Annotated in this window: 15 protein-coding genes; 6 read left to right on the forward strand and 9 right to left on the reverse strand. The window is 39.2% G+C overall.

All coding sequences use genetic code 11. From position 1 onward, the window contains the following. Positions 1 to 55: 55 nt before the first annotated feature. Positions 56 to 1,963, reverse strand: a complete 1,908-nt coding sequence (gene mutL / locus A0F92_RS04580) for a DNA mismatch repair endonuclease MutL (protein ID WP_253810164.1) — start codon at positions 1,961 to 1,963, stop codon at positions 56 to 58. A 90-nt stretch (positions 1,964 to 2,053) separates the two neighbouring features. Here mutL and A0F92_RS04585 point away from each other — a divergent pair, with 90 nt between their 5' ends. Next, positions 2,054 to 3,784: a M3 family oligoendopeptidase gene (locus tag A0F92_RS04585; RefSeq protein WP_253810167.1), complete on the forward strand. Its 1,731-nt coding sequence runs from the start codon at positions 2,054 to 2,056 to the stop codon at positions 3,782 to 3,784. A gap of 82 nt (positions 3,785 to 3,866) precedes the next feature. On the opposite strand, the gene A0F92_RS04590 is transcribed toward A0F92_RS04585, so the two are convergent. From A0F92_RS04590 to radA, 5 genes are all read right to left on the reverse strand, one after another. After that, entirely contained in the window at positions 3,867 to 5,171 is a 1,305-nt protein-coding gene (locus A0F92_RS04590) for a PSP1 domain-containing protein (protein WP_068242162.1), read from the reverse strand. Positions 5,172 to 5,478: 307 nt separating this feature from the next. Continuing rightward, a complete protein-coding gene (locus tag A0F92_RS04595; protein ID WP_068242165.1) occupies positions 5,479 to 6,678 on the reverse strand; it encodes a DNA polymerase III subunit in 1,200 nt (399 codons plus the stop codon). 68 nt (positions 6,679 to 6,746) lie between these two features. Beyond that, on the reverse strand, positions 6,747 to 7,283 hold the full coding sequence (locus A0F92_RS04600) for a glutathione peroxidase (protein WP_068242167.1): 537 nt from the start codon (positions 7,281 to 7,283) through the stop codon (positions 6,747 to 6,749). Positions 7,284 to 7,378: 95 nt separating this feature from the next. Further along, positions 7,379 to 8,083: a ComF family protein gene (locus A0F92_RS04605; RefSeq protein WP_068242169.1), complete on the reverse strand. Its 705-nt coding sequence runs from the start codon at positions 8,081 to 8,083 to the stop codon at positions 7,379 to 7,381. A 77-nt stretch (positions 8,084 to 8,160) separates the two neighbouring features. Beyond that, positions 8,161 to 9,531, reverse strand: coding sequence for a DNA repair protein RadA (radA, locus tag A0F92_RS04610; RefSeq protein WP_068242171.1), 1,371 nt, complete (start codon positions 9,529 to 9,531; stop codon positions 8,161 to 8,163). A 780-nt stretch (positions 9,532 to 10,311) separates the two neighbouring features. Between radA and A0F92_RS04615 the strand changes: the two genes are divergently transcribed. The 5 genes from A0F92_RS04615 to A0F92_RS04635 all read left to right on the forward strand — a co-directional run bounded on the left by A0F92_RS04615 (position 10,312) and on the right by A0F92_RS04635 (position 20,877). Beyond that, positions 10,312 to 13,446 (forward strand): SusC/RagA family TonB-linked outer membrane protein, encoded by a 3,135-nt coding sequence (locus A0F92_RS04615; RefSeq protein WP_167516812.1) that lies wholly within the window; start codon positions 10,312 to 10,314, stop codon positions 13,444 to 13,446. 23 nt (positions 13,447 to 13,469) lie between these two features. Next, positions 13,470 to 15,191 carry a SusD/RagB family nutrient-binding outer membrane lipoprotein gene (locus A0F92_RS04620; protein ID WP_068242175.1) on the forward strand — a complete coding sequence of 574 codons (1,722 nt, stop codon included), beginning with the start codon at positions 13,470 to 13,472 and terminating at the stop codon, positions 15,189 to 15,191. Between the two features lie 18 nt (positions 15,192 to 15,209). Beyond that, the gene (locus tag A0F92_RS04625) at positions 15,210 to 16,133 is read left to right on the forward strand and encodes a hypothetical protein (RefSeq protein WP_167516813.1); all 924 of its coding nucleotides are present in this window, start codon (positions 15,210 to 15,212) and stop codon (positions 16,131 to 16,133) included. Between the two features lie 233 nt (positions 16,134 to 16,366). After that, positions 16,367 to 19,477, forward strand: a complete 3,111-nt coding sequence (locus tag A0F92_RS04630; protein ID WP_167516814.1) for a SusC/RagA family TonB-linked outer membrane protein — start codon at positions 16,367 to 16,369, stop codon at positions 19,475 to 19,477. Positions 19,478 to 19,515: 38 nt separating this feature from the next. After that, positions 19,516 to 20,877 carry a RagB/SusD family nutrient uptake outer membrane protein gene (locus A0F92_RS04635; RefSeq protein WP_068242181.1) on the forward strand — a complete coding sequence of 454 codons (1,362 nt, stop codon included), beginning with the start codon at positions 19,516 to 19,518 and terminating at the stop codon, positions 20,875 to 20,877. An 87-nt stretch (positions 20,878 to 20,964) separates the two neighbouring features. On the opposite strand, the gene A0F92_RS04640 is transcribed toward A0F92_RS04635, so the two are convergent. From A0F92_RS04640 to A0F92_RS04650, 3 genes are all read right to left on the reverse strand, one after another. Next, entirely contained in the window at positions 20,965 to 21,300 is a 336-nt protein-coding gene (locus A0F92_RS04640) for a hypothetical protein (RefSeq protein ID WP_068242183.1), read from the reverse strand. Positions 21,301 to 21,557: 257 nt separating this feature from the next. Continuing rightward, a complete protein-coding gene (locus A0F92_RS04645; RefSeq protein WP_068242185.1) occupies positions 21,558 to 22,193 on the reverse strand; it encodes a flavin reductase family protein in 636 nt (211 codons plus the stop codon). 35 nt (positions 22,194 to 22,228) lie between these two features. Further along, positions 22,229 to 22,810, reverse strand: a complete 582-nt coding sequence (locus A0F92_RS04650; RefSeq protein ID WP_167516815.1) for a hypothetical protein — start codon at positions 22,808 to 22,810, stop codon at positions 22,229 to 22,231. Positions 22,811 to 22,880 lie beyond the last annotated feature (70 nt).

The raw sequence follows: 22,880 nt of genomic DNA on the forward strand, positions 1-22,880 counted from the left end.
GGTGTCTCAAAGATGAAAACAGGTGTGGTATGCGCTTACAACACTTTTCTTTCTATCAACTCTTCCCAAACATGCGGTCTAAATATTCTTCTTTAAACTCTAAAAAAGTAGGGCTGCCGTTAACGGTATAATTGGGCGTTTCACACTGCAATAAATCGTGGATGAGTTGTTGCATTTCTTTTTGCCCCAATGGTTTCCCGGCTTTAATGGCCTGCTGGCGACACATACAGCGTACTAATTTTTCGCGTTTGCTGAATTTAATATCACTGCTAAAATGTTTAAACTGTTCAATTAGTAATTCAATGGCTCTTTTTTCATTGCCTTGCAACACATCGGCAGGTGTACCTTGTATTACAAATGTATGGTTGCCAAATGCTTCTAACTGAAATCCTATTTTCGATAATTCGGGCAATAAATCAGTTAACAATGCTGCATCGGCAGCAGATAATTCAACTGTGGATGGGAATAAACTTTTTTGTGCGGCTACGGGTTTTAGGTGCAAGGCAGCCTGGTATTTTTCATACAATACCCGTTCATGTGCCAATTGCTGGTGTAGTAACACAAAGCCGCTGGTGGTAGGGGTAATAATATAAGTTTGGTGCAGTTGCAACAATGGCGCATCGGGCAGTAAAGTAAATGCCGTTTTCTTTTCCTCAGCCGGCTGCCACAACGGTGCAGCTACACCTATTGTTTCCGGTGCTTCAGTATCGGCAGGTTTTTCAAAAAAAGAACGCCAGCTTTTTAATTCAGTACTATTGTTTTTCTCAATAAAATGTGCCTGATTTTTTTGTGTGAAGGTTTGATAGAGTTGCGAGGCTTGCGTTTGTTCTTTTTGTACAGATGTCATGGGCCGACTAACGGCATCCAATTGCTGTATATCGGCATTCAGCGTAAAATCTAATGACGGGGCAATACTAAACTGTGCCAGCGCATGTTTTACAGCCGCCTGTACAAATGCGTAAATAATTTTTTCGTCTTCAAATTTAATTTCCTGCTTGGTGGGGTGTACATTAATGTCTACCTGCGAGGGGTCAACATCTATATACAACACATAAGTAGGATAACTGTCTTTGGCTATTAAACTATCAAATGCTGTGCTAACGGCATGGTTCAGGTAAGGGCTTTTAATAAAGCGGTTATTCACAAAAAAGTATTGGTCGCCCCTGGTTTTTTTAGCACTTTCCGGTTTTCCCACAAAGCCGTATACGTTCATGTAGTCGGTTTCTTCTTTTACCGAAACCAATTTGGCATTGTACTGGTTGCCCAATACCTGTACAATTCTTTGTTTCAGCGAGCCGGCTTCTAAATGAAAAACTTCCTGACCATTATGGTTCAGGCTAAAAAATATTTGTGGAAAGGCCATGGCTACCCTGATAAATTCATCAATCACATGGCGCATTTCAGCCGCATTGCTTTTCAAAAAATTTCTGCGGGCCGGCACATTAAAAAACAAATTCTTCATGCTAATGCTGGTACCCGGTGCACAGGCGCAGGGTTCTTGCTGCAATACCTTACTGTTTTCAATCAGCAAATAAGTGCCAAAATCGTTTTCGGCCTGCCGGGTTTTTATTTCCACTTGTGCCACTGCAGCAATAGAGGCCAATGCTTCGCCCCTAAAGCCCATGGTTTTAATGCGAAACAAATCATCAATGGCTTTTATTTTACTGGTAGCATGCCGTTCAAAAGCCATACGGGCATCGGTTTCGCTCATACCACTGCCATTGTCAATTACCTGTATTAAACTTTTACCGGCATCGTTTACAATTAATTGAATTTTGGTGGCACCTGCATCCACTGCATTCTCCAACAATTCTTTTACGGCACTGCCCGGCCTTTGTATTACTTCGCCTGCTGCTATCTGGTTGGCTATATTATCTGGTAATAATTGTATAAAATCGCTCACTGCACTGCTTTGTTTAGAAGCTGTAAAAATAAAGTTTATTCGGCTACCCTGCTGCATCATTCTTGTACCTTTGTACCCCTTTTACAGGTAAACATGTTTTACCATTGAATGGAACCATGATTTTTTAGTGAAAATTAAAACAAATAACACATGCAGGAAACCATGATTGCCAGTGCAAATATTGAGAAATTACCCCGCCATTTTTTACCGGCAGATTTTACCGTAACCACCTGGGAAGCGCTGGAACCTTATTTTTTGAATTTGAAAGAAAGGCCTATTAACAGTGTAGCCGAGTTGGAAGACTGGTTGCGGGATATGAGTGAACTGGAAGCCGTAGTAAGTGAAGATGCCTGCTGGCGGCAGATTAAAATGACCTGCGATACCGCCAATCCGGCATTGGAAGCGGCATACAATTTCTTTGTAATGGAAATTCAGCCTAAAATTCAACCCTATGCCGATGCATTGAATAAAAAATTTGTGGCATCGCCTTACTTGAAGGAGTTAGACCCGCAGATGTATTTTACCTATATCCGTTCTGTTAAAAAAAATATTGAATTGTTTCGGGAAGTAAATATTCCCATTCAGGCCGAATTAGGCGTATTGCAACAACAATATGGGGTAATAGCCGGAAAAATGACGGTGGAAGTGGAAGGCCGGGAGTATACCTTGCAGCAGGCGGCACAGTTTTTAGAAAGCAGCGACAGAACATTGCGGGAATCGGTATATCGCAAAATTCAGGAACGGCGTTTGCAGGATAAAGATGCCATGGATGCTTTGTATACCCAGCTCATTCAAAAACGCCATCAGGTGGCATTGAATGCGGGTTTTGCCAATTACCGCGATTATAAATTTGTAGAAATGGGGAGGTTTGATTACACCAAAGAAGATTGCTTTCAGTTTCATGAAGCTGTAAAACTGCACGTATTACCAATTGTTAATAAAATTTATGAAAAGAAAAGGGAGAAATTAGGATTAGATACCCTGCGCCCCTGGGATACGGAAGCAGAACCGGCCGGATCAGAACCCCTGAGTCCCTTTAAAACCGGGAAGGAATTGTTGGAAAAATCGGTTACTTGTTTTCGGCAAATGAATCCCTTTTTTGCAGATTGTTTATTGAAGATGGATGAACTGCATCACTTTGATTTGGAAAGCCGGAAAGGCAAAGCTCCCGGTGGGTATAATTGTCCGTTGGCCGAAAGCGGTGCTCCTTTTATTTTTATGAATGCAGCCGGACAAATGAGTGATGTTACCACCATGGTACACGAAGGTGGCCATGCCATTCATTCTTTTTTAGCACACCACTTGCCGCTTTCTGCCTTTAAAGAATATCCGATGGAGATAGCCGAGGTAGCCAGTATGAGCATGGAACTGTTTTCTATGAGCTATTGGGATGCATTCTTTAACAATAGCACCGATTTAAAAAGAGCAAAAGAGCATCAGTTAGAACGCACCATTACCATCTTTCCCTGGATTGCCATTATTGATAAATTTCAGCATTGGGTATATGAAAACCCACAACATACGGTTGCAGAACGTACCGAAAACTGGATGCGGATTTTAAAGGAGTTTTCTACCGATGCCATTGATTATACCGGTTTAGATGCCTACCGTGCCATTGGCTGGCAACGACAATTGCATTTATTTGAAGTGCCATTTTATTATATTGAATATGGCATAGCCCAACTGGGTGCCATTGGTTTATGGATGCAATACATTCAAAACCCGCAACAGGCTTTAGAAAATTATATGCATGCTTTAAGTTTGGGGGGCACCAAAACCCTGCCCGAGCTGTATGCAGCGGCAGGCTTACAGTTTAATTTGTCACCGGCTCACATTAAAACATTAATGGAATTTGTAGATGCACAAATGGAGGCATTGTAAACAAAACCATTTAACCGGAATGCCCAAATAAAAAAGAGGCAATGCTATAAGCGCTGCCTCTTTTTGTTGTTTCCTCTTTTAATTACAAAGGCTTTTCACCCGATGTTTGCTCATTGTTTGCACTTCTTTTTGGGGTATTGGGTTTACTAACGGGCCTGCTTTGCTGTTGTGGCCGGTTTTTGTTATTGTTGTTTCGGTTCCTGTTATTATTATTTCGGTTTCTGTTTTCATTGTTATTCAGTGGACGCTGCTCATTATTGCGGCCATCGCGGCGTTGCTCGGGTTTGTTACGCTGATTGTTTTTTTCTAAGCTCTTTAGGGTAATTTGTCCTACCACATCTACAAACTGTGGTTCAATTAATTTGGGTTTGCCGCTCACTACATCTACCGGTTCCAGATCATCCGGACGAATATTTTGTGCGTTCATGCGTTTAATTTCTTTAACGCGTTCAATGGTTAACGGATAGTGCTTGCTGCCGCCTTCCATCATATACCACATCAAATTCTTAAAAATATCTTTTTTAATTAAAAAAGCATTGCCTTTGGTGGTTTGTAATATATCAGCATTGTCGGGAAAATGTTGCAGGGCATCTAAATAGGTATCTAACTCATAATTCAAACAACATTTTAAACGGCCACACTGCCCGCTTAATTTGGTTTGATTAATCGATAAATTTTGGTAACGGGCTGCGGTAGTGTTTACACTTTTAAAATCTTGTAACCAGGTGCTACAGCACAGTTCGCGGCCACAACTGCCAATGCCACCCACTTTGGCTGCCTCTTGTCGTATGCCAATCTGCCGCATTTCTACTTTCAGTTTAAACTCTGCGGCAAATAATTTAATCAATTCTCTAAAGTCAACACGATCTTCGGCAGTATAAAAAAAGGTAGCTTTTTTACCATCTGCCTGAATTTCTACTTCACTTAACTTCATTTGTAAATTCAGTTGGCGGGCCAGTTCACGGCTACGGGCCTGTACACCGGGTTCGCGTTCTTTACTTATGAAAAAGCTTTCCAAATCGCGGTCGGTACTGCGGCGTAATATTTTTTTCATCTCTGGGTTAAATTCGTCAACCCCTTTTTTCTTCATTTGTAAGCGTACCAATTCGCCGGTTAGGCTTACTTCGCCTACATCAAAACCCGAAACACCTTCTAAGGTAACATAATCACCTTTTTCAAAATAATGCAGGGTGGTATTTCTAAAAAATTCTTTTCTGCTGCCTTGTTTAAAACTCACCTCTACTACTTTGCAATCGCTCTCGGGATCGGTAAGGGGTAAATTGCGCAGCCAGTCGTGTACATTTAACCGGTTACAACCGCCGGTACTGCATCCGCCATTGCTTTTGCAACCGCCCGGTTTTTTGGTGCCGCATGATCCACATCCCATTGTATCTAAAAATTTAATCGTTCAACTAAAAAAAATACCGGTGTAGAATGTGGTAATGGAAGGGTATGAGGCGGGCAGTGGTACCTTGTTCAGCGCCTGTTGTGTCACTCACTTCAACGTTCAGAACAGTTGTGAACTATGGCGTTTTATAACACCGTGTATGCTTTTGAAAAATATATGGATACATCAATTGCATCAGGTACAAATTCCGTTATGCCCCTGCTAATCTGGTAAAAGATTTTGGGGACGCAACCCTACATTCCATTTTCTACAAACTCAAAAATAGGGAATTTATTGCCATTACCGTTTAAACATGTAAGGTTACTTTGTTTTGTATAATGTATTGCAGTTTAATGGTGAGGGTCATGAACAACATTTTTGCGTTGGCATTGCGTTCAATATAATAAATGGCATTGTCTAACTCCTCAACTATAGCCTGTTGTTGGGTTACAGAGGCAATTTTATTGAGGCGTTGGGCAAAATCGCTTTCGGCAGGCAGGCAATTAGCTGCTTCAGTACCCAATAGTCGAATATGCAGACTTTGTTCTAATAAATGAATAAAATAGCGTAAAAACTGTTTTTGTTTTTCACGGCCCGTTTTGGCCATTTCATCAATAAACTTCATTTGGGCGGCAGGGCCGGCTTTTAAGGAAGCATTCAGCCATTCTCGCAGTAAACTCTGCCAGTCGGACGATGCATGTTGAATCATTTGGAGGGCTTCCCGGTAATTACCGCCACATACCCCTGCAATTTGGGCAGCTGTATCGGCCGGTAATTGTGCTCTTTTCATCAAAGCAGTTTCAATATCCTGTTTTTCTATCAGCGGCACCCGAATTACCTGACAACGACTAACCAGCGTGGGTAAAACCCCTTCCTCCTGTTCGGCCACCAATATAAATAGGGTATTGGCAGGTGGTTCTTCAATCAGTTTTAGTAGTTTATTGCCTTCTTTCCCCAGGTATTCCGGCATCCATAGCACCAATATTTTATATGCGCTTTCAAAGCTTTTTAGGTTTAGTTTGCGCATAATATCGTTACACTCTTCTGCAGTAATATTACCTTGTTTATTCTCCGCCCCAATAAATTGAAGCCAATCATACACATTGCCATAAGGGTATTGCCGTACAAATTCTTTCCAGTCTTGAAAATAATCGGTACTAACGGGTTTATCGCCACTTTTTCTGGGAATAACGGGATAGGAAAAATGCAAATCGGGATGCATAAACTGCGCCGCTCTGGTAAAATTAGGCATCCCACTCATGGCTTCTGGGCTAATAAAACCTGGTTTTTCTGCAGCCGGTTCCGGTTCGCCAAATAGTGCGTGGCGAATGTTTTGCTGTTTGCCGGGCTGGCAAACCATCCACTGGGCAAATGCAATGGCAAGTGGTAGGGCACCGCTACCTTCTTTCCCAATCAGCAATAAGGCATGCCCCAATCGGTTTTGCTGCACCATTGCTACCAATTGCTGTTTCAATGCGTTTTGTCCAATAACATCCTTTAGTTCCATGATGGGTACAAAATAAAAGGAAGATGTGGTATAAACATCTTCCTTTTCAAAAAATCTTTATGCACTTACTAATTCAGGTACTTTAAAATTTCAGGGCTATCTGGCGTAACAGTACTGGGGAAATAAGCCAATAATTTACCGTGTTCATCAATTAAAAACTTGTTGAAGTTCCAGGTAATGGTGGCGTCTAAAACACCGTTTTCAGATTTATTGCACAACCATTTGTACACGGGAGAGATGTTGGGGCCCTTTACATCAATTTTTTCAGCTAAAGGGAAAGTAACACCGTAATTTTTTTTGCAGAATTGTACAATTTCGGCACTGCCGCCGGGCTCCTGACCGCCAAACTGGTTACAGGGAAAACCTACAATCACTAATTTATCCTTGTATTTTTCATACAATTTTTCTAATGCCTCATATTGAGGGGTAAAACCGCATTTAGAGGCCGTGTTTACCACTAAAATTTTTTTGCCTTCATATTTGGCAAACTCAATGGTACCCACATTAATAGAAGGTACTTTAAACTGATAAATGGTGTTGTTGCTTTTCTTGGTAGTAAAAGAGGTTAATGCAACAATGGCTACAATGGTTAAAAAATACTTCATGTGCTTTATTTTTTTGGTGTGATGATGATAGGTGTTTTATGTGGTTGAAGTTAGTAACAAATGATGGGGAATAAAGTTTAATTTTTGAATAAAGGTTATAAAATTGTATAAGCCACGGTTGCAATACGAACAGAAGCTACCGGAACTGATAGTAGTACCGCAGAGCAGGCTTCTAAAGTGGCACCGGTAGTAATTACATCATCTACCAGCAAAACATGTTGGTGTTGTAAAACTTCGGGAAGCAATACGGTAAATGCATCTTCCATATTTTGCCAGCGTTCTGATCGGTTTTTTTGGGTTTGTGTTTGGGTATGCTTAGCTCTTGTAATTGCATTGGTTACCAAAGGTTTATGTACAATACTGCTGATGCCCTGCCCAATGCATGCAGCCTGATTATAGCCTCTCAACTTTTCTTTTTTGGGATGCAGCGGCAATGGAACAATGATATCTATTGGCTGAAAACGGTTGCTTGTAGCAAGTTGGCTGCCAACCTGTTCGCCCAGCCAGATGCCCAATTTTTGATGCCCTTTATATTTTAATTGAAACAACAAATGCTGTAACAGCGAATGTTTAGTAAAATAAAATGCAGCAGCTGCCGCAGCAACGGGAACCCTGCCGTAAAAAGATTGTTCTACCGGATTATCGGGAGCGGAAAAAAAACCGGTTGTAGGTAATTGTAAGAAACAATGCGGACAAAGTAATACATCGTCGCTTAATATATCTGTACCGCAACCCTCGCAAAGGTGCGGAAAGAAAAGCCGGGAAAAGCTGTGCCAGTAATTTTGTATAGATTGCATCATAACCTAAAAATAAAACACATACAATGTATCGCGTATTTATTTTTTAAACAGGCAGTAGCAAAGCGAGGTTTTCATTTTTAAAACAAACGTTGGTAGAGTTCCTGCACTTCCCCCAGTGCAATTATTTCAATATGATGTTTAGCAGGTTGAATCCCTTTTTTATTAAAGCGTGATACAAATATTTTTTCAAATCCTAATTTTTCAGCTTCGGCAATGCGTTGTTCAATTCTGTTCACGGCTCTTATTTCGCCATTTAAACCCACTTCACCTGCAAAGCAAATATGTGGTGGCAATGCTACATCTTCATAAGAGGAAAGTAAGGCCGCAATAATGGCCAGATCAATGGATGGGTCTTCTACCTTTAAGCCACCGGCAATGTTTATGAACACATCTTTGGTACCAAATAAAAAGCCGCCTCTTTTTTCTAATACCGCCAACAATAGTTGCAGTCTTCTTAAATCAAAACCACTTACGGTTCGTTGTGGGGTACCGTAAACACTTTGTGTAACCAATGCTTGCACTTCAATCAATAAAGGTCGAATGCCTTCAACCGTTGCAGCAATGGCACTGCCGCTTAATTCATTATCGCGTTGTGTTAAAAGAATTTCAGAGGGGTTGGTTACTTCTTTCATGCCTTCGCCCGTCATTTCATAAATACCCAATTCGGCGGTACTGCCAAACCTGTTTTTAAGGGTACGTAAAATGCGGTACGTGTAGTGGCGGTCTCCTTCAAATTGCAATACAGTATCTACCATGTGTTCTAAAATTTTAGGTCCGGCAATGGTGCCATCTTTGGTAATATGGCCAATTAAAAAAACCGGTGTATTGGTTTCTTTGGCAAAGCGTTGAAATTCCGCAGCACATTCACGTATTTGTGAAATACTGCCTGCACCGGAATCAATTAAATTCGATTGTAATGTTTGAATGGAGTCTACAATCACCAATTGCGGCTGCAATTTTTTTATTTCGTTGAAAATAGATTGGGTAGTGGTTTCTGTAAGTAAATAAAAAGAAGGGTGCTTGACTTGAATTCTGTCTGCACGCATTTTAATTTGTTGTTCACTTTCTTCGCCGCTGATGTAAAGAACAGTAAGCGATTGTAAAGCCAAACCAATTTGCAAAAACAAAGTGCTTTTACCAATACCCGGTTCGCCGGCTACCAGTACAATACTGCCTGCAACAATACCGCCGCCCAGTACACGGTTTAGTTCATTATCTGTAGTAATGGTTCTTTGTGTTTCGTTATGGGTAACTGCATCTAACGCTATGGCCTTGTTGTTTTTGAGTTGTGAGCCATAGTTACTCCAGTTTTGTTCTTTGTTATTGCCTTTGTCGATTACTTCTTCAATAAATGTGTTCCAGTTATTGCATGCCGGGCATTTGCCGAGCCATTTAGCACTTTCATAACCACAGTTGCTGCAAAAAAAAGCAGTTTTAATTTTACTCATAACATCAAAGTTACAGGGCTGTAACAGAAAATGGTACTTCTGAAAATTGGAATGATGGTTATTGGTAAATGCTATGCAAATATTTTTTCAGTGCACTGCATGAATGATGTGATGCAGCGGCATTTATATTTTTCATAGATATATGTTTGTAATCATCAAGAAGCACATTTTGAAAGAGGAATGAGATAGAATAAAAGTTTGCAAAATAGTGCGAAAGAAATGAAGCATGCAGATATAAAATTTTTCAATGCATTGGTCGCTATGTTCGCAATGCATTTGCAATGGCTGAATGGTGGTTGGGGCATGATTGCTATTGTATCTGATCTGATCAGGGGGTATTATTTACGCAAAAGGGCCAGCTGATAAGCCGACCCCTTTACTTACTAACCCATTAAATTCCACCACTAAATTACAATAATGAGGCAGATGACAAAATATTTTTTGATGAAATGGGGTAAAAAAATACCCACAATGCCGCGAGTTGTTCTTTTTCGGCAGGAATGGCATGACGGGAGATATTAATATGACAATATGGCTTTTTTAAGATAAAGATTAAAAAATACTAAATGTTAACGAAATGTTATCTATAAAGGCTTGAAATACATTGCAAATACATGCAAAAAAAATATTTAATCAACTTTAATAAAAAAAAGTTAAATTATTTTTTGTTTTCTAAACAGCTAAATCTTAATTTGAGTGGTCATATAACGTGATAAACGGATTAATTCACCAAAACTACCGCAACATGAGAAAAAAACTATTGATGGTTTTTTCTGCCTTTTGCTACTTTTTGCAGGTGTACATGCCCAAACAGTAACAATTTCGGGTAAAGTAACAGACGATAAAGGCAAGCCGATAGATGGTGCCTCTATTGTAGACAAAAAAACAAAGCAGGGTACCTCTACCGATGCTGATGGAAAATTTAAATTAAATCTAAGAGAGGGGTCAGTTATTCAAATTTCAAGCGTAGGTTTTGCCAAACGCGAAATGACGGTTCGAGCTAATGAAAATTTAAACATTACCTTGGTTCCTGAGAATGAAGATTTAAACGAAGTGGTAGTAACTGCCTTAGGTATTAAAAGAGAAAAGAAAGCGCTGGGTTATGCGGTTTCTACTGTGGGAAGTAAAGATTTAGAGGCTAGGCCAGAAGGCGATATAGCCAGGGTGTTAAACGGAAAAGCACCCGGTGTAAGTATTGTAAGTACCAGTGGTTTAAGTGGAAGTGGTACCAATATTAATATACGCGGCATAAGTACCATTACCGGCAATTCACAGCCATTATGGGTAGTTGATGGGGTACCCTTTGATGGCGGTACCAATAATCAATCAACCAATTTTACTTTCGGTAACCAAACTTCTAGTAGGTTTTTAGACCTAGATCCTAATAATATTGCCAGTATCAGTATATTAAAAGGTTTAAGTGCTACTACTTTATATGGTTCTGCCGGTAGAAATGGAGTAATATTAGTAACTACAAAAAATGGTTCCACTAGTACTGTTCGGAAAAAACAGGAAGTTACCGTTTCGCAATCTTTTTTCCAAACCAAAGCGGTATTACCTGATTATAACCAAGAATATGGAGGTGGCTTTGATTTGAGCTTGGGTATTGCATTCTTTAGTAACTGGGGGGCTAAATTTACCAACCCGCCTGCCATAGTAAAACATCCATACGATAGGGCAGCTTTGGCCAATGTGTTCCCGCAATTTGCCGGTGCACCCTATGCTTATAAATTTTATAATAGCGTGCACAATTTCTTCCAAACCGGAAATACCAGTACCACTTCTATTAATGTAGCAGGCACCTCTGGTAAATTAAATTACAATATGAACTATGGTTATACCGGTGATGCCGGATATATTCCTATGAATAGTATGTTTAAAAATACTTTTGGTGTGGGAGGTAGTGCAAAATTAACCAACAATTTAACCATCAGTGGTACATTGAATTATGTGTCTGATGATGTAAAATCACCACCAACCAGTAATAGTTATGGTAACAACCCTGCCAATACATCTATTTTTGGTAACGTAATGTATACGCCTACTGCAGTAGATTTAATGGGATTACCTTATGAAAATCCTTTTGATCACTCTTCTGTATACTATAGGGGAAGTAATGATATCCAAAACCCCAGGTGGACATTATACAATTCATTTACAGATGATAAAGTGAGCCGTGTATTTGGCCAAATGCGTATTGGTTTAGATTTGGCTAAAGGCATTAACTTATCATACCATGTTGGTATAGATAATTATACAGAATCTCAAATGTATGCGCAAAACAAAGGGGGTATTTTTACCCCAACCGGTATACTACGCACCTCTACTGCATTGAATACAATTATGGATCATACTGTATTGTTGAATTTTAACAGAAACCTCAACAGCAACTTCAACTTAAACTTAGATGCGGGTTTCAATGCCAGAAAGTATAATTTTTCACAGACCGGGATGACGAGCACACAGCAACTGGTTTATGGATTAATGAACCACGGCAACTTTATTACCCATGATATCAATAGTGAAGCAGGTGCTCCTTTAAACTATAATACAGAAAAACTATTGGTGGGTGCTTTTGCACAAGGGCAGTTAGGATATAAAGATTATGCATTTTTAAACTTTGGAGGCAGGAACGACTGGGCCTCTACTGTTGAAAAAAGCAATCGTAGTTTATTTTATCCAAATGTGGGTGTATCTTTTATCCCTACCAGCGTAATCAATTGGCTGCAAGGCAATAAACAAATCAATTATTTGAAGTTCAGGTTAGGATATTCAACCAGTGCTAATTTCCCTGATCCATATAGCACCAGGCCTTCTTTAAATATTGGTACACGCTCTTTTATTACAGGGGGTGGAACTGCAATTAATGTGAATTCATTACAAACGCAATTGCCCAATCCGGATTTAAAACCTGAATTATTAAAAGAAGCAGAGGCCGGTATTGAGGGCAGATTTATTGATAATAGATTAACATTAGATCTGTCATTTTACAGAAGAGTAGCCAATAACCAAATTTTGAATAGATTTTTAGACCCTTCAACCGGTTATACCTTCCAGCAAATTAATGCAGGTACTGTAACCAATAAGGGAATAGAAATGGCTTTGGGATATGATGTTATTAGAGGTAAAAAATGGAAATGGCACTTAGATGGTTTGTGGTCATTGAACAGAAGCAATGTGAGTGATTTGCCCAGCTATATCACCAGAATCAATACTTCCGGTTATTCAAACCAGGGAACATTTGCCATAAACGGGCAACCTTTAGGCGTTATTATGGGATCATACATACAAAGGGATCCTAAGACAAAACAGCGTTTAGTTGGTGTTGATGGAAACTATGTTGCTGCAAATGATATTGGTATTATAGGCGATCCGAACCCTAAATACAAATTAACCGGTATCAGTGAATTAAGTTATAAAGCGTTTTCATTTAGAATGCAATGGGATTTTACTGCAGGAGGCGATTTATACTCTGGTACTTCAGGAGCCTTGTTAGGACGTGGTGTAACAAAAGATACACAGTTTGACAGAGCAGCCCCATATATTCTACCAGGTGTTTTAGCAAATGGTCAGCCAAATAATATACAGATATCAGCTACACAAGCATTTTTTAGTAATAGCATTACCGGTGGCGCTCCTGATGAAACTGCCATTTATGATGCAACCTGTATCAGGTTAAGAGAAGCTTCTCTTTCCTACCAACTTCCTGCAAAATTGTTAACGAACTTACCTTTTGGTAGCATTTCAGTTTCACTTTTCGGAAGTAATCTTTGGTATTATGCACCTAATTTCCCTAAGTATATTCATTTTGATCCGGATGTGAATGGTTTGGGAGTAGGTAATGGAAGAGGAATGGAATTTTTAACTGGTCCTTCTGCACGTCGTTACGGAGCCAGTATTAGGGTAACATTCTAATTTTTAAATTAAAACTGCGTAAAATGACTTATAAAAAATTATTTATTGGATTGGGGATTTTTCTAACCCTTGTATCCTGTAACAAACAGCTGGATTATAATTTAAATAATCCAAATTATCCGGGCCTATCTACGGCGGATGTAGACTTGTACTTAAATCAGGTAGAACTAAGTTTTAATAACTTTTGGACTACTGCTTCTGATTATGGTGCACAATTAAGCAGACAACAAAACTGGGGTGGGCCTTTGTATAAAAACGCCTATCAACCTGCCAGTTTTGATGGTATGTGGACAACCGCCTATTCCAGTATGCTGGTCAATGCTACCGCCATGCTGCCTTTGGCCATTCAACAAAAAAAATACATCCATTCCGGTATTGCCAGAACGCTAATGGCATTTACTTATGGCACTTTGGTGGATGATTTTGGAGATGTGCCTTATTCACAAGCTGTATTAGGTGCCGCCAATACCAATCCTAAAGTAGATGGCGGTGCAGCTATTTATACTGCCGTACAATCGCTTTTGGATAGTGCAATCGCTGATTTTCAAAAAACAGCAACAGCAAAACCTGCCAGCGATTTATTTTATAATGGCAGTGCTGCAAAATGGTTAACATTAGCCAAAACATTGAAGCTAAAATTCTATATGCAGGCTCGCTTGGTAGATAATACTGTAGGGCCTAAAATTCAGGCTTTGTTAACTGAAAATAATTTAATTAATACCCCGGCACAGGATTTTGTTTTTAAATACGGAACAAATTTAACCGCTCCGGATAGTAGGCATGAACATTATGGTATAGATTATGTAAATAGTGGGGGTGTAGGTGAGTATTTAAGTAATTACTTTATTTGGGCAGTAACTGCTGAAAAATATAATGGTATTGTTAATATTGCCAATAATGCAAGCAGTAATGCAGATCCCAGAGCCAGGTATTATTTTTATCGTCAGGTAACCAATTATAGCTGGGCCAATCAACAAACTGCTCCATGTTTTGGCAATTCTTTGTATGGTAATTCTAATTTTCCTGCATGGTATCCAAGTGTGCCTGATCAAACACCCTATTGCGTAGTGGGTAAAGGTTATTTAGGCCGTGATCATGGCGATAATAGTGGAGCACCGCCAGATGGGGGTTACAGAACGGCTTGGGGTTTATATCCTGCCGGTGGACAGTTTGATGCCGATCAGGCCGCATCTGTTACTTTAGGGATGGGTGCCGGAGGAGCCGGTATAAATCCAATATGGCTTTCTTCATACACCGCTTTTTTAGAAGCTGAGGCTGCTTTATCACTCGGTATTACCACACAGGGCTCTGCCAGATCTTTATTACAAAATGGTGTAACTGCATCTATTAATAAAGTGATTAATTTTCCTGCATCTATTGGTTTTACAGGTGTTCCTGCTTCTCAGGTTCCTACAACCGCTCAAATTAATAACTACATTAATTTAGTTTTAAATAGTTATGATGCAGCGCCAAATGTTGATGCACAGATGAATATTGTAATGAATGAATATTATATTGCATTGTGGGGAAATGGTGTTGAAGCTTACAATAATTTGCGCAGAACTGGTAAACCATCCAATGTTCAATTAGCTGTAACTACACCATCTCCAGGTTTCTTTATGCGTTCGTTTTTTTATCCTTCTGTTTTTGTAAACAGAAACTCGAATGCACCAGCTCAAAAAACACCAGGTGATGCAGTAAACAAAGTATTTTGGGATAATAACCCAGATAACTTTATTAAATAAATGATTAAATTTATGAACATGAAGAAGCTATTATACATTTTATCGGTTGTCTGTTTAATAACAGTAACCAACTCCTGTAAAAAAACGGGTGGAGATATTAATCCTTTAAGTAGTTATAAAAATTTTGGAGTAGGTTCCTATTTGGTTCTGGATAGTTCTTTAGGCCAAAATTTAAATTATGCAGCTTTATCTACCTCTACAGTAGGAGTCATTGTTCACCAATATCCCAATGGTGAAGCCATAACCAGTATTACAGTTTTTGTAGTTCCTGGCTCATCCTACGATACAACATTATGGAAAAAAGTAAAAACTGTGAATTATACCAGTCCACAAACTACCATTACAGTTTCCGGTGCCGAATTGGCAACAGCTTTAGGTGGTGCATCCGCCATTAAGCCCGGGACCAATTACACTTTCTATAATCGAATTACAACCAAAAGTGGCAAAACTTATGATGTAAATAATACAGGCAATAACAGTGGTAGTGGATTAGTGACTGGTTTCTACTATCACAGTGCTTTCACTTTCAGTGCTTATGTGGTTTGTCCGTTTGTGGCACCTATTGCCGGAACTTATCAAGTAATAAGAGATGACTGGGCAGATTGGAAGCCGGGTGATATGGTGCAGGTTACAGATGGTCCTGGCCCTAATGAAGTAAATTTAAGCCAGGTGTATCCAAATCCCGCTTATGGCTCTGTAGTAAAGCCTTTAGTAGTTGATGTTGATCCTGCCAGTGGAACAGCAACAGTTAAGAAAGTAAATTTTGGCAATTATGGTGGTGGTTATAATATGACAGCAGTAGGTACTGGTGCCAATGGGGTAGCAGGGTATGTTTTTTCCTGTACAGGTTATATTACTTTAACTATGGAATTAAAAGCAGACGGTCCTGGTGGAAACGGATATGATAATGGCCCTACCAAACTTATTCTTCAAAAACAGTAAAAAATATTTAAATATTTGTTTTTTCTCTCGTGTTTTAATTTTCTATTCAATTCCGGGCGGTATTCTTACCGCCTGTTTTTTGTGGGCACATCAACATAAACACTTTTTATTAAACCATTCTTACTTTTTATCAGCCGTTCTTAATTTTTAAGCTTCACAATTTTATTTTTTTTAAAGATTTTTCTGTAGTTTGCTTCACTGGCAAGTATTTACGTTTAACTAAAACAACATTTATGAGAAAAAAGCTGATGCTCTTTATGAGCGCTGTATTGTTGCTTATGCTGCATGTACAGGCCCAAACCACCGTAACCGTAACCGGTACTATTACCGACCAACAAGATGGGAAACCACTTTCGGGAGTTACTATTAAAGCAAAAGGTACCAATGAGGCTACCACCACCAATGCCGAAGGAAATTTCAAAATTGTAGTACCCCAATCGGTTACTACCTTAGAAATTAGTTACGTAGGCTATCGCGATATGGCTGTCCGTTTAACCGGTCAACCACTTACCATTAAAATGGCGGAGGCAGATAAAAGCCTCAACGAAATAGTGGTGGTTGGCTATGGTACCAAAATTAAAAAAGATGTATTAGGAGCTGTTTCTACAGTAACAGCCAAAGAAATAGCCAATACCCCCGCTACCAGTTTTGAAAGTGCCATGCAGGGCCGTGCTGCCGGCGTATTGGTATCGCAACAAAATGGCAAATTAGGACAGGCCATAAACATTAAAATCCGTGGTGCATCTTCTGTATCTGCCGGCAATGAACCGTTGTATGTAGTAGATGGTATTCCTATTACTACTGATAATCTTTCCAGCACTACTGCTGCTACCAATGCTTTGGCCGATTTAAATATGAATGATATTGAATCCATTCAAATTTTAAAGGATGCTTCTTCTACTGCTATTTATGGTGCTAGCGCTTCTAATGGCGTTGTGCTGATTACCACAAAAAAAGGGAGAGCCGGTACCTCCAGAATAGACTTTAACTATTATACCGGTACACAAAAACCTACCGGTAAACGCGAGTTTTTAAATTCAAAACAATATGTTGATTATTTTACCCAGGCAGCATTAGGTGCCGCTAATCAGGATTATCTGGCCGGTTATTATTCTACACTACAGGCTGCTCAACAGGATTATTTAAATTTTGTAAACAGCCGGTTTACCCGCTACTCAGCCGGTAACAATGACTGGCAAACTGCTAAAGTAAATACCAATTGGCAGGATCAGGCTTTTCAAAATGCACCCATTTCTGAATATGACCTGAATATTTCCGGTGGCGATGCAAAAACTAAATTTTATGTTTCCGGTCAGTACTTAGACCAGGCTGGTATTTTGGTGCACAACAACTATAAAAGATATTCCGGCAGGGCTAATTTGGAACATAAAGTAAAAGACTGGTTAACAGCAGGTGTAAATTTGGCTTTTGCCCGATCTATGAACAGCAGAGTATCGAATGATAATGCTTTTTCTACCCCTTTGCAGATCGTGGCTTTATCACCTATTACACCATTAATTGACCCCCGTACCGGCTTAATCAGTGGCGCCTTAGACCCCAATAGCGGAGCCCCCAATACCAATTATCCGGTGTATTACAACCCATTGTTAAGTGTTATTGATGGTTTTTATAATACTTTGGTAAACCGAACTGTTGGTACTTTTTATGCTACTGCCAATTTAACAAAGAACTTAAGTTTTCATACCGATTTTGGTGTTGACCAGTTAAACCAGTTTGAAGAAAATTACTATGGCCGTTTAACAGCCAGAAATATTGGCGTACCCAATGGCAGTGGGTTTTATGGTACTACACAAGTGTTAAACTTAACCACCAACAACTATTTTAACTATAAAGCTAATTTTAAACAAAAGCATGATTTGGATGTAATTCTGGGAACCAGCTATACCGACCGCTCTTTCGATTTCAGTAGCGCTAATGGTGAACAGTTCCCCAGCGATGCCTATAAAAAATTAATCAATGCCGCATCTAAAACCGATGCCAGCTCTTCCTCCACTTCGAGTACCCTGGTTTCTTATTTCTCAAGGATAAACTATAAATTCAATAACAAATATCTGTTATCTGTTACAGGCCGTTATGATGGATCATCTCGTTTTGGTGCCAATAACCGGTATGGTTTATTCTTAGGCGCATCTGCAGGATGGGTTTTAACGGAAGAAGATTTCTTAAAAGATGTAAGCTGGCTTAGCTTTTTGAAAATTAAAGCCGGTTATGCCGGTAATGGTAACGATCGTATTCCCGATTTTGCTGCAAGAGGTTTGTATTCAGGAAATGCACCTTATGGTGGCCAGCCGGGGCAACATCCTACGCAAATTGCCAATCCCGATTTAAAATGGGAAACTACCTATGGTACAGATATTGGCATTGAGGCCAATTTATTCAATAACCGTGTAAGCATTGAAATTGATTATTACAACCGCGATACCCGCGATTTATTATTGAATCAGGAAATACCCGGTACCAGTGGTTTTGCTACGCAATTGAAAAACATTGGCCGACTGAAAAATAACGGTATTGAATTTACCATTAATACTACCAATATTTCCAATAAAAATTTCAGATGGACCAGCTCTCTAAATTTTGGTGCTAACAAAAACAAAGTAATTAACCTGGGAGGCCAGTTATTGGGTACTGATGTAAATAAAGCAATGGAAGGTCAACCGCTTGGCGTATTTGTAGCACGTGAATTTGCAGGAGCAGACCCTGCCAACGGGGATGCATTGTACATTAAAAATACTTTGAAGGCTGATGGCAGCAGAGACAGGAGCACTACCAATGATTATAATGCTGCCCAGGATGTAGTGATAGGCAGTCCAATCCCTAAATTCATTTATGGCTTTGGCAACACTTTTACCTTTAAAGGTGTTGATTTAGATATTTTATTGCAAGGTGTATATGGCAATAATATTTATAATGGCGGCGGGCAATACATGTCAGCCAGCGGTAGTAATGGTTTCGATAACCAAACGGTTGATCAGTTAGCTGCCTGGAAAAAACCCGGTGATAAAACGATGGTACCGGAAGCCAGATTATTTTACGCCAATGGTACCAATCCTTCTAGCCGTTATATTTCAGATGGTTCATATTTAAGAGTGAAAGCGGTGACTTTAGGTTATAATTTGCCTGCTAACCTGATTAGAAAAATTAAATTGGAAAGACTAAGGGTGTACCTCCGTGCACAAAACTTATTTACCATTACCAAATACAAAGGTTGGGATCCGGAAGTTACTGCCGACTTTTTGGCTAGTAACATTACCCAAGGTGTTGATTTTTACTCTGCTCCACAATTAAAAACCATTGTTTTTGGTGTAAATATTGGATTATAATATAATGTAAATTTATTTTTAATACGAAATAATTTTTTATGAAACAATATATGTATAAAAGTCTGTTGCTGCTGTTGGTTGTTTATGGAACAGCCTGCAATAAAATGTTGAATACGCAGCCTACACAAAGTATTGATCAAACCGCTGCATTAAATACCAGCAGCGATGTGTTGGTAGCTTTAACCGGCGCTTATGCCGATATGGGCGTGGAGAATGCTTATGGAGGATTAACTTTTGTTGCCCCCGATTTATTGGGCAATTTTGCTGAATTAAACTGGAGTGGAACCTATCAGGGAATGACTCAAATTTATAATAAAACCATTCCTATTGACAATAATTTTACGACTCAAAATTGGTTAACCAGCTATAAAGCTATAAACGATGTAAACAATGTATTGAGTGCATTGAAAGTGGTTACAGCTGATAAAAAAGCATCGGTGGAAGGACAGGCTAAATTTATTCGTGGCGCAATGTATTTTGATTTGGTACGCTTGTTTGCCAAAGCATGGAATGATGGTGACCCAACTGTTAATGACGGTGTGCCGCTTGTGTTAACTCCTACCGAAGGAATTACTGATGCCAATAAAGTAAAAAGAAATAAAGTATCTGAAGTATATGCACAGGTTATTAGCGATTTAACTACTGCTGAATCATTATTGCCTGCTACCAACGGGTTCTATGCCAATAAAGCTGCAGCCAGTGCCATGCTGGCCAGAGTATATTTACAAAAAGGTGATTATACCAACGCAGCTGCCGCCGCCGATAGAGCTATTGCTACTGCCACCGCAAACGGATTTGCGCTAACCTCAACTTATGCTGCAGCATTTCCTGCTCCTTATCCTCCGGCAGGTGTTGCCAATACCAGCGAAGATTTGTTTGCCATGCAGGTAACACCTACATCGGGTTATAATACCTTTAATGAGTACTATTCACCATTAAGCAGGGGTGATATTCAAATTAATCAGGCGCATTTAAATTTATATGAACCAGGCGATGCCCGTTTGGGTTTGTTCTATAATTCTGGAGGTTCTATTTATACTTCTAAATTCGATAATTTATATGGCAATGTGCACATAATTCGGTTGGCAGAAATGTATTTAACCAGAGCAGAAGCTAATTTTAGAATGGGTACACAAGTGGGTGATGCACCGGTAAATGACATTAATAAAATAAGACAAAGAGTGAATTTGTTGCCTTATACTGCAGGTACGTTAACACTTGCCGCCATTTTAAAAGAAAGAAAATTAGAATTGGCTTTTGAAGGGTTTACATTACATGACATTAAAAGAACACAGGGTACTGTAGGACCGTTAAATTTCGATTCACCTAAATTAGTGTTCCCTATACCCAAAAGGGAAATTATTGTGAATCCGAATTTAACACAAAATGCAGGATACTAGCGGAGTATCATTGACTTCCTTAACATAAAAAATGCCGCCTCTTTGCAGGGCGGCTTTTTGTTTTCATAGGTTCTTGATATTTTTTATTTAGTCATCATCTCCTTCGTCTCTATGACCCCAACCATGGTTATGACCTTCATGTTCATTCCTTTCTCTATTATAATATACTACTCTCCCCCTGTTATAATAATCATCTCTCCCCCAGTTATCATAATAATCATATCTACGTCGTGTAGGTACTACAATAACAGCTCTGGGTGCGCAAACTGGATAAGGATCATCATAAACAACAACTGGCCGTGGAACAGGATAATAAACCGGTGCGCCAATTCCAAGGTTTACATTCACTCTAACTTGTGCTTGTGTATGTTCGGCTAAGCCTAACGCTACAAATAATCCGGCTGCGATGATTAGCTTTTTCATAAAAAATGGTTTAATGGTTTAAAAATCCGGGATAGGGAAAACTCCTGAAAGGGCAACTTATCCAAACCCGTTCTATTTGATATAATGCCAATTGCGTGCCAGAATTTATTTTTTAGGGAAGAAGTATTTCCGGCTTTTATTTTACAGGAAGTAATTGGGTTGCATGAAAAGCAGTATTTACAATACTTTCAAGCTTAATTGGAAAATATTTTTGAAGATGATTTTATCCATTTGATGCGCAGCTATTAACAAATTATTTATAAAATTGACGTAACCGGACGGTCGGGTTTTGCGTATTGAAAGCGTTGTATAATATTTCCGCAGCAATAGGTATCTGAACCCAAACAAGCCAATGAACCTGCTTTGTCAATAGAAATCAATCCATCTGCATCCGGTTCTATTTCTTTTAGAAAAATATCTGTGATTTTACCAATCACCAAAAAAGTATGATTGTGTTGTATGGGCACCACTTCAACTAATTGCAATGCATATTGAATAGCACTTTCAGCAACAAATGGAGTGGTTATTCCCGGCATATATTGCATAGTAAGACCGGTAGCGGTAAATTCATTTATATGCGCTTCATATTTTGCACTGGTTTGGTGTGCCTTGTTTACAAAAGATGCTTTAATATGATTAATGGTATAGACTTGTGTAGATTGTATATTGGCTAAAGTATGTGGCGCAGCACTGAGTGGGCGATTGATGTAACCAATTAATGCAGGATTAGAGCCTAAGTGTACAATGCTGCTGAAGATTGCAAGATTGGGTTGTCCCGTTTCGCTGATGGTGCCTATTAAACAGGCAGGTTTAAAACCTGTAATACTCTGTATTAGATTGGATTTGTAAAACCGATCCCAATTGGCAATGGTATTCTGATTAAAATGATGCATTGCAATACAACAACGGGATGTTAAATAAGTTGTAATCAATGCTCGGGTGAAACTATTTCGTAGGTATGCATTGGTTTAAAACTCAAACGGTCTCCTTCTCCTTTTTGTAGCTGGTATTGAATAAACCTTTTTTTACCGGTATAGGAGGCAGTTGAATCATTGGAAGCATACAATGGGAAGTTCCGCATCAACAATCCTTCCATTAATTGAAAATGATCTTGACCTTTATAGCCATCTCTTAGTTTCGGGTCATTTAAAATGTCGGGAAAGCTAACAACGGATACGGATTTGTTTTCATTCGATACCAATGCAATAACGTTACCATACATTTCATTCGGGCCGTTATACACATTCATCATTAAATCGGGGAATCCGTCATTATTAAAATCATCAATGGCTGCCTGCTTCACTACTCCTTTTACAAAAAACTCAGGGTCACGGGCATTGGTGAAACCTACTAATTTGATGCTGGCTAAATTATTATTCGGATTTTTGTTATTGCACCGAACTCTGTAACCAATTTTACCAATTAAAACCGTGGTATCAATTTTTGAGGTTTGTGCCAAAATACATACAGGGAAAAAAACTACCATTAATGCAATGCATCTTTTATTCATGGTTTCTGATTTAAATTGTATTAAACATTCTACTTCCATTTCTTCAAAAATGTCAGGAACAGTAAAGATG

This window comes from Hydrotalea flava, assembly GCF_001623405.1.
In the GTDB taxonomy this organism is placed as follows: Bacteria; Bacteroidota; Bacteroidia; order Chitinophagales; family Chitinophagaceae; genus Hydrotalea; species Hydrotalea flava.